This is a genomic window from Enterobacter cloacae complex sp. ECL72, from assembly GCF_019056635.1.
Lineage (GTDB): Bacteria > Pseudomonadota > Gammaproteobacteria > Enterobacterales > Enterobacteriaceae > Enterobacter > Enterobacter hormaechei_C.
Genome location: NZ_CP077659.1, coordinates 2918604 through 2932625, shown reverse-complemented (window position 1 = coordinate 2932625; position 14022 = coordinate 2918604). Strand labels below are relative to the sequence as shown.

General features: G+C 57.3%; 11 protein-coding genes. 4 read left to right on the top strand and 7 right to left on the bottom strand.

All coding sequences use genetic code 11. The features are described from left to right. Positions 1–3 precede the first annotated feature (3 nt). From ppx to purM, 4 genes are all read right to left on the bottom strand, one after another. Positions 4–1542 (bottom strand): exopolyphosphatase, encoded by a 1539-nt coding sequence (ppx, locus tag KTH07_RS14205; protein WP_003860570.1) that lies wholly within the window; start codon positions 1540–1542, stop codon positions 4–6. Between the two features lie 3 nt (positions 1543–1545). Then, on the bottom strand, positions 1546–3606 hold the full coding sequence (gene ppk1, locus KTH07_RS14200) for a polyphosphate kinase 1 (protein ID WP_017692942.1): 2061 nt from the start codon (positions 3604–3606) through the stop codon (positions 1546–1548). 228 nt (positions 3607–3834) lie between these two features. Then, a complete protein-coding gene (gene purN, locus KTH07_RS14195; protein ID WP_006811493.1) occupies positions 3835–4476 on the bottom strand; it encodes a phosphoribosylglycinamide formyltransferase in 642 nt (213 codons plus the stop codon). Beyond that, entirely contained in the window at positions 4473–5510 is a 1038-nt protein-coding gene (gene purM / locus KTH07_RS14190; RefSeq protein WP_063162034.1) for a phosphoribosylformylglycinamidine cyclo-ligase, read from the bottom strand. The genes purN and purM overlap by 4 nt, the downstream gene beginning before the upstream one ends. Positions 5511–5776: 266 nt before the next feature. Between purM and KTH07_RS14185 the strand changes: the two genes are divergently transcribed. From KTH07_RS14185 to KTH07_RS14170, 4 genes are all read left to right on the top strand, one after another. Continuing rightward, entirely contained in the window at positions 5777–7207 is a 1431-nt protein-coding gene (locus KTH07_RS14185; RefSeq protein ID WP_023295128.1) for a 6-phospho-beta-glucosidase, read from the top strand. A 216-nt stretch (positions 7208–7423) separates the two neighbouring features. Continuing rightward, positions 7424–8050: a uracil phosphoribosyltransferase gene (upp, locus tag KTH07_RS14180; protein WP_003860560.1), complete on the top strand. Its 627-nt coding sequence runs from the start codon at positions 7424–7426 to the stop codon at positions 8048–8050. Between the two features lie 82 nt (positions 8051–8132). After that, on the top strand, positions 8133–9422 hold the full coding sequence (uraA, locus tag KTH07_RS14175; RefSeq protein ID WP_017692944.1) for a uracil permease: 1290 nt from the start codon (positions 8133–8135) through the stop codon (positions 9420–9422). Between the two features lie 96 nt (positions 9423–9518). Continuing rightward, complete coding sequence (locus KTH07_RS14170; protein ID WP_211482948.1) at positions 9519–10220, top strand: DnaA inactivator Hda; 702 nt, start codon at positions 9519–9521, stop codon at positions 10218–10220. A gap of 86 nt (positions 10221–10306) precedes the next feature. Here KTH07_RS14170 and KTH07_RS14165 read toward each other — a convergent pair whose 3' ends face one another. Genes KTH07_RS14165 through celB form a run of 3 tightly spaced genes read right to left on the bottom strand, consistent with a single transcriptional unit; the run spans position 10307 to position 14004 of the window. Continuing rightward, positions 10307–11725 (bottom strand): M17 family metallopeptidase, encoded by a 1419-nt coding sequence (locus KTH07_RS14165; protein ID WP_032619276.1) that lies wholly within the window; start codon positions 11723–11725, stop codon positions 10307–10309. Beyond that, positions 11725–12681 carry a N(4)-(beta-N-acetylglucosaminyl)-L-asparaginase gene (locus tag KTH07_RS14160; RefSeq protein WP_032619278.1) on the bottom strand — a complete coding sequence of 319 codons (957 nt, stop codon included), beginning with the start codon at positions 12679–12681 and terminating at the stop codon, positions 11725–11727. Before KTH07_RS14160 ends, KTH07_RS14165 begins: the two co-directional genes overlap by 1 nt. 3 nt (positions 12682–12684) lie before the next feature. After that, complete coding sequence (gene celB / locus KTH07_RS14155) at positions 12685–14004, bottom strand: PTS cellobiose transporter subunit IIC (protein ID WP_063162035.1); 1320 nt, start codon at positions 14002–14004, stop codon at positions 12685–12687. Positions 14005–14022 lie beyond the last annotated feature (18 nt).

Here is a 14022-nt window from a genome sequence, read left to right as displayed (position 1 = left end):
CCGTTACGCTGCCGCCTCAGAACTCTCTTCTTCAATCTTCAACAGCCAGCCGGTGACCGCTTCCCAGTACTGCTGCTCTTTTTCCAGATCCAGCAGCACCAGCGCGTTCTGGCTAAACCAGTCGTGCGGGAAGCTCAGCGTCCAGTGATAGTCATCCGTTTTTAGCTTCAGCGTCGGCGGCGTGGTGGTTGCCTGTCGCTGATTATTGAGCAACACGCCCAGGCGCAACAGCTGAATGAGCGGCAGGAACTGCTTTTTCTTAAATAACGTAAAGCGCGGCAGATCGTCGAGCTTGATGGCTTTGCGGTGATAGCGCACCAGCGTCGCCATCATGGTTTGCTGCTCCTGGTTGAAACCAGGCAGATCGCTGTTTTGCAGAATATAGGCTGAATGGCGATGCATTCCGCTGTGGTTAATGTTCAGCCCCACCTCGTGCAACATGGCGGCCCATTTCAACAGCGCGGCCAGCTGCGGATGCGCCAGCTTCGGATTCTGCTCCTCCCACTGCTCGTACATCTGAACCGTGGTTTCGAGCACCCGTTTCGCCTGTTCGCGGTCGATGTTGTACTGGTTGGCCAGGCTCTGCGCGGTGCGGCTGCGAATATCCTGATGACGGAAACGGCCTTCCATCTCATACAGTACGCCTTCACGCAGGGCGCCGTCAGAGAGGCGCAGCTCTTTGATCGCCAGCGCGTCAAACACGCCGCAGAGGATCGCCAGCCCCGGTACGAACACGGCTTTACGTTCGTCGGACAGACCCGGCAAACTCAGGGCGTCGAAGCTCTTATGCTTAAGCACCTCTTCGGTGAGTTTCACCAGGCGCTCAGGCGTAATAAACCCGTCTTTTTCACCCATTGCCAGCAGCACTTCATGGGCCGCTTTAATCGAACCCGATGCGCCCAGCGCCACGTTCCAGCCCTGAATACGGTATTGCCAGGCCAGATTTTCGAGTTTTTGTACGGCGGCCATGCGCGCGCGCTGGAAGTTTTCGCGGGTGATGACGCCGCCCGGGAAATACATCTGCGCGAAGCTGACGCAGCCCATACGGCGGCTTTCCACCAGACGCGGCTCGAAGTCTTCGCCAATCACCAGTTCCGTGGAACCACCGCCGATATCAATCACCAGCTTGCGGCCTTTTTCCGGCTGCGTATGCTCCACGCCCATAAAAATCAGGCGCGCTTCTTCGTTACCGGAGATGATCTCTATCGGGTAGGGGATAACCTTTTCCGCGCGCTTAAGAAACTCCGGCGCGTTCAGCGCCTGGCGTAGCGTATGCGTCCCGACGATGCAGACGCTGGACGGCGAAAAGCCTTGCAAACGTTCTGCGAACAGCGACAGACAGTTCAGCCCGCGCTCCATGGCCTCTTCGCTCAGCATGTTACGCGCGTCGAGACCATCGGCCAGATGCACACGCTGCTTCAGACGACCGATGATCTGCATCGCGCCATCCACCTCGCGGGCGATGACCATATGGAAACTGTTTGAGCCAAGATCGACCGCGGCGAACTCCTGCGGGCGTGGGGTATTATCGTTTATTGGCATAGGTTAATCGGATTGCTCAAGTGATTTAATGTAATCGTAAATCGCCAGCTGCGAGCGCACTTTACGGCGGTTGCCGCGCGGTACATAGCGATTACTGAGTTCTTTGTCGATATAACGTGCTTTCACCGTATCGCTGAACAGGATCTCGATAATGTCCAGGATACGCTGCTTCAGGCGAGGATCCAGCAGCGGTGCCGCCACTTCAATACGGTAATCAATGTTACGCGTCATCCAGTCGGCGGACGAGAGGTATACGCGCTTATCACCGGCGTTATCGAAAATATAGACGCGATCGTGTTCAAGATAGCGATCCACAATGCTGATCACGCGGATATTGTCGCTGATGCCTTCCAGTTCCGGAATGAGCGAGCACATGCCGCGAATGAGCAGATTTACCGGAACGCCGGAGCTGGAGGCCGCGTACAGGCGGTCCACCAGCCCTTTGTCCACCAGATTGTTGAGCTTCAGCGTGATGCCGGACGACAAGCCGTTCTGCGCATTGGCAATCTCTTTATCGATCATATCGTACAGCAGGCGCCGTGAGTTCTGCGGTGACACCAGCAGATAATCGAAGCTCACCGGGCGGTACGGGTTCTCAATGAAGTTGAACACCCGACGCACTTCGTTGGTGATGCGGGCATCGGCAGTCAGCAGCGAATAGTCGGTGTAGATTCTCGCGGTTTTCTCGTTAAAGTTCCCGGTACCGATATGGGCGTAGCGCACCACGTCGTCGCCCTCTTTACGGGAGATCAGGAACAGCTTGGCGTGAATTTTCAGCCCTGGCGCGGAGAAGATGACGTGTACGCCCGCTTCCGTCAGTCGGCGCGCCCAGTGGATGTTGGCCTCCTCGTCGAAGCGAGCCTGGAGCTCAACCACCACGGTCACTTTCTTGCCGTTGTGCGCCGCGTGGATCATCGCATCGATGATACGGGAATCTTTCGCCACGCGATAAATGTTGATTTTGATCGCCAGCACGTTCGGATCGAACGAGGCCTGACGCAGCAATTCCAGCACGTGTTCAAAGGTGTGATACGGATAGTAGAGCAGCACATCCCGTTCGCGGATGGCGTCGAACCCGTTGCGGAACTTATCGAACCAGATATGGCGCAGGCGCGGCAGCGGTTTGTTCACCAGATTGGCCTTGCCGACGTTCGGGAAGCCAATGAAATCTTTAAAGTTGTGGTAACGCCCACCGGGGATAATGGAGTCGTAGCGGGAGATGGTCAGCTTATCGCGCAGCATCTCCACCATCGCGTCCGGCATATCGCGTTGATAGACAAACCGCACCGGCTCCGCCGTCAGGCGCTGCTTGAGGCTGGAAGACATCAGCTCCATCAGGCTGGCCTCCATCTCATGCACCAGATCGTACTCGGCGTCACGGGTCATCTTCATCGAGTAGGCGTTGAGCGCGTCGTAATCGAAGAAGCCTTTGAAGATATCGTCCAGGCAGTAGCGCAGGATGTTATCCAGCAGGATCATCGGCTTACGCCGGCGCGGGGTTTCCGGCGGCAGGTTTACAAAGCGTGGGACTTTATCAGACGGTATTTCCAGCAGCGCGTAGTTAATGGTCTCACCCCGAATGATTTCTACCGCCAGATAGGTGTAATCATCTTTCAGGAACTGCACCAGATCGGTTTCACGGTTGATCAGAATCGGGGTGATATGCTGGCGCAGATAATGTTTGAAATAGTGGCGCAGCCAGTTTTGCTGATTCGCGGAGAGCTGGCGTTCGTTGATCAGGAAGATTTGGTTGCGTGCCATTTCCAGCAGCAGCTCGTTATAGAGGCCATCAAATTCCTGATCGGCTTTCATGACGCGAGACTGGATTTTTCCAAGCAGATGCCGGGAGTGGGAGTTCAAGCCCTGTTCTTCGCTGATGATGATTCGGCGTTTCAGTTCGGCGAAGCGAACCTTGTAGAACTCATCCAGATTGTTGGAATAGATGCCTAAAAAACGCATACGTTCAATCAGCGGGTTGCTTTTATCGGCCGCTTCCTGAAGTACACGTTCGTTGAATGCTAACCAGCTTAGCTCTTTCTCGATGTATAACTTTTCCTGACCCATTACAGCTCACACTCCAGTTCAATCACAGGACGTGGTAAATCCGTCTCGTCCTTATTATGGCGAGCATTTCCACGATATGTCCAACAGTGCCAGAAAAGTATGACAGTTATTTTTTTGTTGGGGAATTTAGAGGGTTGGGGAAGGGGGTGTCGGGTGGCGCTGCGCTTACCACGACCTACGGGACCGTAGGCCCGTGCAAGCGAAGCGCCGCCGGGCAATTCAAACAGACTACTCTTCAGCCGCATAACCCTGCGGGGGCAACTTCACGCCGTCCAGCCAGGCTGCGCCGTTGCGCATCTCCAGACGTCCATCGACAAACCAGCTTACCACCAGCGGATAAATGGCGTGTTCCTGCGTCTGCACACGTTCGGTCACGTCGTCTTCGTTGTCGCCGTCAAAGACCGGTACTTTTGCCTGCAAAATGACCGGACCGCCGTCCAGCTCGTCGGTGACGAAATGCACGGAGGTACCATGCTCCTCATCGCCGTTCTCCAGCACCTGACGATGGGTGTGCAGACCGGGGTATTTTGGCAGCAGGGAAGGGTGGATATTGAGCAGTCGTCCGGCGTAGTGTGCAACAAAAGCCGGGCTCAGGATGCGCATGTAGCCTGCCAGCACCACCACGTCAGGTGCGTAGGCGTCAATCTCCTGCACCAGCTCACGGTCAAAGGCTTCACGCCCGGCGAACTGGCTGGCTTCCAGCGCGTGCGCAGGAATGTTCGCTTCCCGCGCGCGCTCAAGGCCGAATGCATCGGCCTTGTTGCTGAATACTGCCCGAATGGTGCCATTGATTTTCTTCTGTTTGCAGGCGTCTATGATTGCCTGCAAATTGCTTCCGTTGCCGGAAATGAGCACCACGATGTTTTTCATTCAATGACCACACGCTGTTCGGAATCGGAAGCTTTAATCGTACCGATTTTCCACGCGTTTTCACCTTTTTCTGTCAGCAGTTTAACCGCTTTATCCGCTTCGCTGGCGGGCAGGGCGATAACCATGCCCACGCCGCAGTTAAAGGTGCGGTACATTTCGTGAGAGCTCACGTTGCCTGCGGTTTGCAGCCAGTTGAAGACGGACGGCCACTGCCATGAGGATGCGTCGATCACCGCCTGGGTATTGTCCGGCAGCACGCGCGGAATGTTTTCCCAGAAGCCGCCGCCAGTGAGGTGAGCGATGGCGTGCACGTCAACGTTCTCAATCAGCTCCAGCACGTTTTTCACGTAGATGCGCGTCGGGGCCAGCAGGTGATCGGCCAGCGGTTTGCCGTCCAGCTCGGTGGTCAGCGGGTCGCAACCGCTCACTTCGAGGATTTTACGCACCAGAGAGTAGCCGTTGGAGTGCGGACCGCTGGAGGCCAGCGCAACCAGCACATCGCCGTCAGCCACTTTGCTGCCGTCGATAATTTCTGATTTTTCTACCACGCCGACGCAGAAGCCTGCGACGTCATAATCTTCCCCGTGATACATGCCAGGCATTTCCGCGGTTTCACCGCCGACCAGCGCACAGCCGGATTGCAGGCAGCCTTCGGCGATACCGTTAATGACGCTGGCTGAGGTATCCACGTCCAGCTTGCCGGTCGCGTAGTAATCGAGGAAGAACAGCGGCTCGGCGCCCTGTACCACCAGGTCGTTGACGCACATCGCCACCAGATCGATACCAATCGTATCGTGACGCTTAAGATCCATCGCCAGGCGCAGTTTTGTACCGACACCATCCGTACCCGAGACCAGCACAGGTTCACGATATTTTTGCGGCAGCGCGCACAGTGCGCCGAATCCACCCAGGCCACCCATCACTTCCGGGCGGCGGGTTTTTTTCACCACACCTTTGATTCGGTCAACCAGCGCATTACCTGCGTCAATATCAACACCGGCATCTTTGTAGCTGAGAGAAGTTTTGTTGGTCACGGCTTAAATCCCCACGCGATTGCATAGCTAGTAAGAAAAATCGGCGCAATTCTAACAGTCCAGGCAAACGTTTGCGAGCCTATTCTCGGCGCGAGGATCTTTTTTTCTGTGCGGGCTGTCCAGGGCAACAAACTTGACTCTGTTCACGAAAATGAAACCGGTTTCGGCGATCTGCTTGCAACGGCTATCCCCTTTGCACATCATCAAACTGAAACCGGTTTCTGTAACTGTTTTTGCAGAAAATAACGCAGAATGAGGGATAGCGAATGTCAGGATTTAAAGCAGGTTTTCTGTGGGGTGGGGCCGTTGCGGCGCACCAGCTCGAAGGCGGCTGGAAAGAGGGCGGCAAGGGCGTGAGCGTTGCCGATGTCATGACGGCAGGCGCCCACGGGGTACCGCGTGAAATCACCAACGGCGTGCTGGAGGGGAAAAATTACCCAAACCACGAAGCCATCGACTTTTATCACCGCTATAAAGAAGACATCAAACTCTTTGCCGAGATGGGGTTCAAATGCTTCCGCACCTCCATCGCCTGGACGCGTATCTTCCCGAAAGGCGACGAGCTGGAGCCGAACGAAGCGGGACTCAAATTCTATGACGATCTTTTTGACGAGTGCCTGAAGCACGGCATCGAGCCGGTGATCACGCTTTCCCACTTCGAGATGCCTTTCCACCTGGTGACGGAATACGGCGGCTGGCGCAACCGTAAGCTGATCGACTTCTTTGTTCGCTTCGCGAAGGTCGTTTTTGAGCGCTACCAGCATAAAGTGAAGTACTGGATGACCTTTAACGAGATCAACAACCAGGCCAACTTCCACGAAGACTTTGCGCCGTTTACCAACTCCGGGCTGAAATATGCGCCGGGAGAAGATCGCGAGCCGGTGATGTTCCAGGCGGCGCACTATGAGCTGGTGGCCAGTGCCCTGGCGGTGAAGGCGGGGCGCGAGATCAACCCGTCGCTGCAAATCGGCTGCATGATTGCCATGTGCCCCATCTATCCGCTGACCTGTGCCCCGGACGATATGATGATGGCGATGAACGCCATGCATCGTCGCTACTGGTTCACCGACGTTCACGTGCGCGGCAAGTATCCGCAGCATCTGCTCAACTACTTTGAACGTCGCGGCTTCGCGCTGGATATCACCGAAGAAGATAAAGTGGCGCTGACGCAGGGCTGCGTGGATTACATCGGGTTCAGCTACTACATGTCTTTCGCCACCAAAGCGACGGCGGACAACCCGCAGCTGGACTACGACGAGAGCAAGAGCCTGGTCTCTAACCCGTACGTGCAGAAATCGGACTGGGGCTGGCAGATTGACCCGGTGGGGCTTCGCTACTCCCTCAACTGGTTCTGGGATCACTACCAGCTGCCGCTGTTTATCGTTGAGAACGGCTTTGGCGCGATCGACGTGCAGGAGAGCGACGGCACGGTGAACGACCAGTACCGCATCGACTACCTTTCCGCGCATATCCGCGAGATGAAAAAAGCGGTGGTGGAGGATGGCGTAGACCTGATGGGCTATACCCCGTGGGGCTGTATCGACCTGGTCTCTGCCGGCACCGGCGAGATGAAAAAACGCTACGGCTTTATCTTTGTCGATAAAGATAACGAAGGTAACGGCACGCTGAACCGCAGCAAGAAGAAATCGTTCGACTGGTATAAGCAGGTGATTGCCAGCAACGGAGAGCAGCTATAATTGCCCGGTGGCGCTGCGCTTACCGGGCCTACGGGATGTGTAGGCCGGGTAAGCGTTAGCGCCACCCGGCAGAATCCCGCACCCAAGCCGGAGCCCAGCCTCCGGCTTTTTTGTTTTTGATTGATGTACGTCAAGCAAGATGGGTATGGCGCAATCCGAAAAAAGCGGTATAATCCCGCGATTTTTTTGCGGATGCCACCTCAGAGGAGAAAGAGAATGAAAATTGTGGAAGTGAAACACCCACTCGTTAAACACAAGTTGGGCCTGATGCGTGAGCATGACATCAGCACGAAGCGTTTTCGCGAACTGGCTTCTGAAGTGGGTAGCCTGCTGACCTACGAAGCGACCTCTGATCTGGAAACGGAAAAAGTGACCATCGAAGGCTGGAACGGTCCGGTACAGGTTGAGCAGATCAAAGGTAAAAAAATTACCGTGGTGCCAATCCTGCGTGCGGGTCTGGGCATGATGGAAGGCGTGCTGGAGCACGTCCCAAGCGCGCGTATCAGCGTGGTGGGGATCTACCGTAACGAAGAGACGCTTGAGCCGGTCCCGTACTTCCAGAAGCTGGTCTCTAACATCGACGAGCGTATGGCGCTGGTGGTTGACCCGATGCTGGCGACCGGCGGTTCGATGATCGCCACCATCGACCTGCTGAAAAAAGCGGGATGCAGCAGCATCAAAGTGCTGGTGCTGGTTGCGGCGCCGGAAGGTATCGCGGCGCTGGAAAAAGCGCACCCGGACGTTGAACTCTATACCGCGTCTGTCGACCAGGGACTGAACGAGCACGGGTACATCATCCCGGGGCTCGGCGATGCCGGCGATAAGATTTTTGGTACTAAATAATCGAATAACGATAAAGAAGCCGACTTTGATAGTCGGCTTTTTTTTGAATAAAAACCAACAATGACACTCAGAGGAAAACACTATGACGCGCCGTGCTATCGGGGTGAGTGAAAGACCGCCGCTTTTACAGACAATCCCGCTTAGTTTGCAGCACCTGTTCGCCATGTTTGGCGCAACCGTGCTGGTGCCAATCCTGTTTCACATTAACCCGGCTACCGTGCTGCTGTTTAACGGCATCGGTACGCTACTTTACCTCTTCATCTGTAAAGGCAAAATCCCGGCCTATCTCGGGTCGAGCTTCGCGTTTATCTCCCCGGTTCTGCTGTTGCTGCCGCTGGGTTATGAGGTCGCGCTGGGCGGCTTTATCATGTGCGGCGTGCTGTTCTGCCTGGTCTCCTTCATCGTGAAGAAAGCCGGTACCGGCTGGCTGGACGTGATGTTCCCGCCTGCGGCAATGGGGGCCATCGTTGCCGTCATCGGCCTGGAGCTGGCGGGCGTGGCGGCGAACATGGCCGGGCTGCTGCCTGCGGACGGTCAGTCACCGGATTCCAAAACCATCATTATTTCGCTGGTGACGCTGGGCGTGACGGTTTTCGGTTCCGTCCTCTTCCGCGGCTTTATGGCGATTATCCCGATCCTGATCGGCGTGCTGGCGGGTTACGCGCTCTCCTTCGTGATGGGCGTTGTGGATACCACCCCGATTGCCGAGGCGCACTGGTTCGCGCTGCCAACCTTCTACACCCCGCGCTTTGAATGGTTCGCCATTTTCACTATTCTGCCTGCCGCGCTGGTGGTGATTGCTGAGCACGTCGGCCACCTGGTGGTGACGGCGAACATCGTGAAGCGCGACCTGATCCGCGACCCGGGCCTGCATCGCTCCATGTTTGCCAACGGTTTCTCCACCATCATCTCTGGTTTCTTCGGCTCCACGCCAAACACGACTTACGGTGAGAATATCGGCGTAATGGCGATCACCCGCGTCTACAGCACCTGGGTTATCGGCGGCGCGGCGATCATCGCCATTCTGCTCTCCTGCGTTGGTAAACTGGCGGCGGCGATCCAGATTATCCCGGTTCCGGTGATGGGCGGCGTTTCCCTGCTGCTGTACGGGGTGATCGGTGCCTCCGGTATTCGCGTGCTGATTGAATCCAAAGTGGATTACAGCAAGGCGCAGAACCTGATCCTCACTTCCGTTATCCTGATTATCGGCGTGAGCGGCGCGAAGGTGCACATCGGCGCGGCAGAGCTGAAGGGTATGGCGCTGGCGACCATCGTCGGCGTCGGCCTGAGCCTGATTTTCAAGCTGATCTCGGTGATCCGCCCGGAAGAGGTGGTGCTGGACGCGGACGAAAGCGAAAAAGCGCCACATTGATCGTCATGCCGGGCGAAGGATCGCCCGGTTCTCTCCTTGCAGGTTCCGTGTTAAACTCCATTCCGATTTTATGTAAGATCTCTGGTTGAGGTATTTCTGAACGGACCGGCACAGCTCTCTCTGCCACTTTATCTCCCTGACGACGAAACTTTCGCGAGTTTCTGGCCGGGTGATAACCCCTCTTTACTGGCTGCACTGCAAAACGTGCTGCGCCAGGAACACAGCGGATACATCTATATCTGGTCACGCGAAGGCGCGGGACGCAGCCACCTGCTGCATGCCGCCTGTGCGGAGCTTTCGGCGCGCGGTGACGCGGTAGGCTATGTGCCGCTGGATAAACGCACCTGGTTTGTGCCTGAGGTGCTGGAGGGCATGGAACATCTCTCCCTGGTCTGCATCGATAATATCGAATGCGTGGCGGGGGACGAACCGTGGGAAATGGCGATCTTTAACCTCTACAACCGCATCCTGGAGTCGGGCAAAACCCGGCTGCTGATCACTGGCGATCGTCCGCCGCGTCAGCTCAATCTGGGGCTGCCGGATCTGGCGTCTCGTCTGGACTGGGGACAAATCTACAAGCTGCAACCGCTGTCGGATGAAGACAAACTCCAGGCACTTCAGTTGCGCGCCAGACTGCGCGGATTTGAACTGCCGGAAGACGTGGGTCGTTTCCTGCTCAAGCGTCTGGATCGCGAAATGCGCACGCTGTTTGATACGCTCGATCAGCTCGATCGCGCCTCCATTACCGCCCAGCGCAAGCTGACCATTCCGTTTGTAAAAGATATTCTTAAGCTTTGAGTTTTTTGCCCGGTGGCGCTGCGCTTACCGGGCCTACGAAAACCCGTCATACCTTGTAGGCCGGGTAAGGCGCAGCCGCCACCCGGCTAAAGATCCCCCAACAAGTGCTCCACCAGCAGCGGAATCGGTCTTCCCGATGCCACGCTTCTGCCGTTCTCACGCCACAGCGCCGTCCCGCTGATATCCAGATGCGCCCACGGAATGGTCGGCGGGCAGAAGTGATGCAGCAGCCACGCCGCCGAGGCGCTGATCGCCGCATTGTTGGTCGGCGTGTTGCATAGATCGGCAATGGCGCTGTCGGTCTGCTTTCTCAGCCGCGCATCCAGCGGCAGGGACCACACCTCGTCGCCGCTTCGTTTGCCCGCGAGCGTCAGTGCCTGACGCAACGGCTCATCCTGGGTCATCAGCCCGCTCAGCTCATACCCCAGCGCTTTCACCACCGCTCCGGTTAAGGTCGCCATATCAATGATATAGTGCGCCTGCGGATGGCGCTGACTCGCCCAGGCGATAGCGTCTGCCAGTACCAGCCGGCCCTCGGCATCGGTATTGTTGATTTCAACGGTGGTGCCGTTGCAGGCCGTCGCCACCGTGCCGGGCTGCATGGCGTCGGGGCCGATGGCGTTTTCCGCCAGCGCCAGCACGCCCATGATGCGCACGGGTAATTTCAGCTCCGCAACGGTCAGCATCAGCCCGAGCACGTTAGCCGCGCCGCACATGTCATATTTCATGGTGTACATGCCCGCGCCTTCCTTCAGCCACAGGCCGCCGGTGTCAAAGGTAATGCCTTTTCCCACGTAGCAGCGCACCGGGCCATCAGACACGCCGTTATAGTGAATAGCGAGCAGACGCGGTGGGCAGTTCGCCCCTTTGCCAACGGCGTGCAGTAGCCCCAGCCCCTGCTCAACAATTTGCTTTTCATCCAACACCTCGCAGCGCAGGGCAGGGCTGGCGGCACACAGTTTTTGCGCCTCTTCCACCACAAACTGCGGCGTGCAGCGGTCGGACGGCATATCCGCCAGACGTCGCGCCGCAACCATGCCGAGCGCAATGGTCTGCTGCTGGCGGAAGGTCGTCTCCAGCTTCGCCTGCTGTTCCGGCAAGCAGAGGGCAGTGATGCAGGTAAGACGCAGCGCTTCGTCCGTCTTCTTCAGCTTCAGGTCACTGAGCCTGTGCGCCTGATTAAAGAGAAAACGCAGTACCTGCGCCAGCACCACATCGTCAATATCCGTCACGTCCAGCACGAGTTCGGCGCTGGCGGGGGCGGCAAGCAGCGGTCGCAGGGCGGTGAGCAACCCTTCGGTCAGGGCGTCATGCCAGAGCGCATCCGGAAACAGGGTGATGCGGGCAAACGGCGCGCAGCCAAAGCGCGCATCCGCGACGGTGCTCTGCTGGCGCATTTCAGCGATAAGAGCACTATCCGGTAACAGGGAACTGTCAGCGCGCGCAATCAAATGGCTTTGCGGCTTCGCGTCTGAAAGCGCGTTGATAAACTGGTATGTGATCATCATGACTCCTCAATCGGTGCGCGGATCCGCGCGGCATAGGCCTGCATCCACTCCTCATCTACCGCGTGATAGTGCGTTTTCTCCCGCAGGCGTTCAGTACGGAAAACGGTGAGGGGCTGGCGAGCCGTCGCCACCACAAACGAGAAGGTTTTGATGTTGGTTGCGGCGCCAAATTCTCCTTTGCTGTTCATGCACACCACGGAGACATCGCCCGCGCGACCGAAGCGCGACATCAGCTTGTCTTCCAGTTCGAACACCACCGAATCCGCCGCCTGCTGCGGCGTCATCCCTTGCGCCATCCGGCGAACGATTTCGTAGCTGGTACAGCCCTTCATCAGATCTTCACCGACGCCCGTGGCGGTGGCCGCGCCGGTTTCGCTGTCGCAGTAAAAGCCGGAGCCGATGATGGGTGAGTCACCGAGGCGACCGCGTTTTTTCATAAACAGGCCGCTGGTGGAAGTGGCGACGCTCATCGATCCCTGTTTATCGAGGCCGATGATACCGACGGTGTCATGTCCGTCGTAGGGGCTTAACCCCTTATCCAGCGTTTCGCGGCAGCGCTTACGGTAGTGTTGCATGGCGCGATCCGTGAGCATGGTTTTGTCGGCAAAGCCCTGGCTCAGCGCCCATTCGCGCGCGCCCTGGCCGACCAGCAGGCTGTTATAGCGCTGGCGGCTGAGCGCGTGCGCCACGCGTACCGGGTTGGCGATATCCACCAGATTGCCCACGGCGCCGAACGCCAGCGTGTCGCCGTCCATATAGGCCGCGTCCAGCTCTACCTCGCCGTTCTCGGTCGGCAGCCCGCCGTAGCCGACGGATTTATAAAACGGAAAGTCCTCGACGGCGGCGACGGCATCCACCACCGCCGGAGCGACAGGTTTGCCCGCAGCCAGCGCAGACGCAGATTCCGTGACGCCTTCAAGCGCCATTCGCCAGGTTGCGATAATTCCCCACATGCTTTACTCCTGTTTTGCAAGGGTGGTGTCGGTTTGCGTAGCGGTAGTCAGCTCCGCGGCGCGGTACTGTTTATCCAGGATACGCATGAAAGGCAGGTACAGCATGGCGCCAATCAGCAGGTTGATCAGCTGCATCACGCTGCCGCTCAGGTGCCCGGTGACGATAAAGCCGCTGATAACCGGCGGCAGCGTCCAGGGGATAAACACCCCGGTAGTGACGGCGACCGCACCAATTTTCATCGCCGCATACTGCACGGTGACCAGCACCAGCGGCACCAGATTGAACGGGATGAGCATGATCGGGTTCATGATCACCGGCAGGCCAAACAGGATCGGTTCGTTGATGTTAAACACCGACGCGCCCGCACCGAGGCGCGCTACTTCGCGCATGTTTTTGCTGCGGGCGAAAATCAGCATCGCAATCACCAGCGACAGCGTGGCGCCCGCGCCGCCCATCCAGATCATGTCAAAAAACTGTTCGGTGATGATGTGCGGCGGCGTCGTTACCGCCTGGATCGCGGCGATGTTGTCGGTCTGGTTCTCCATCCACAGCGGGCGAATAATCCCGTTGATCATCGAACCGGAGTTAATGCCCACTGACCACAGAATGGTGATGCTGAATACGGTCATCAGCGCCCCGAAATAAGAGGTGCCGTAGTGGCGTACCGGGGTGGCAACCACTTCATAAATAAACTGGTGGATGGTGTGGTAGTGGGTGTTTTCAAAGATGATGCGGATAAGCAGCACCAGAATCATTACCAGCAGGGCCGGGATCAGGGCCGCGAATGACTCCTGCACCGCCGGAGGCACGCCGTCCGGCATTTTGATGACCAGCTTTTTGCGCTTCAGCCAGCAGAACAGTTCCGTCCACAGCAGGGAACCGATCATCGCCACGAACAGCCCTTTGCTGCCAATCCACTCCACCGGCATCACGGTAATGCCGCCGTTTTCCGCCACTTTGATAAAGGGCGTCAGGATCAGAAACGCGACCAGCGCCAGGATGCCGCAGGAGATGCGGTCCTCACCATAATGCTCAGCCAGGCGGTAGGCCACCAGGAAGCTGATAAACAGCGACATGGTTGAGAACACCGCGTTAAACGGGATCTCTATAATTGCACTCCAGCTCTCACCAAAGGCCTGAGACATAAACTGCTGATAGGCCTGATTCGGGAAGGAGGAGATCACCAGCAGAATAGAGCCGACGATGATAAACGGCATGAATGACACGTAGGCGCCGCGAATGGCCCCAAGATGACGCTGCTGGGCCGTTTTCGCCGCCAGCGGCATCAGTTTTGCTTCAAGAAATCCCAGAACATTGTTCATTGTGAACTCCGTACAAGA

Bases quoted from the DNA above. Each gene is read 5' to 3' on its own strand.
- ppx (WP_003860570.1), bottom strand. From the start codon at position 1,542: ATGCCAATAAACGATAATACCCCACGCCCGCAGGAGTTCGCCGCGGTC.
- ppk1 (WP_017692942.1), bottom strand. From the start codon at position 3,606: ATGGGTCAGGAAAAGTTATACATCGAGAAAGAGCTAAGCTGGTTAGCA.
- purN (WP_006811493.1), bottom strand. From the start codon at position 4,476: ATGAAAAACATCGTGGTGCTCATTTCCGGCAACGGAAGCAATTTGCAG.
- KTH07_RS14185 (WP_023295128.1), top strand. From the start codon at position 5,777: ATGTCAGGATTTAAAGCAGGTTTTCTGTGGGGTGGGGCCGTTGCGGCG.
- upp (WP_003860560.1), top strand. From the start codon at position 7,424: ATGAAAATTGTGGAAGTGAAACACCCACTCGTTAAACACAAGTTGGGC.
- uraA (WP_017692944.1), top strand. From the start codon at position 8,133: ATGACGCGCCGTGCTATCGGGGTGAGTGAAAGACCGCCGCTTTTACAG.
- KTH07_RS14165 (WP_032619276.1), bottom strand. From the start codon at position 11,725: ATGATCACATACCAGTTTATCAACGCGCTTTCAGACGCGAAGCCGCAA.
- KTH07_RS14160 (WP_032619278.1), bottom strand. From the start codon at position 12,681: ATGTGGGGAATTATCGCAACCTGGCGAATGGCGCTTGAAGGCGTCACG.
- celB (WP_063162035.1), bottom strand. From the start codon at position 14,004: ATGAACAATGTTCTGGGATTTCTTGAAGCAAAACTGATGCCGCTGGCG.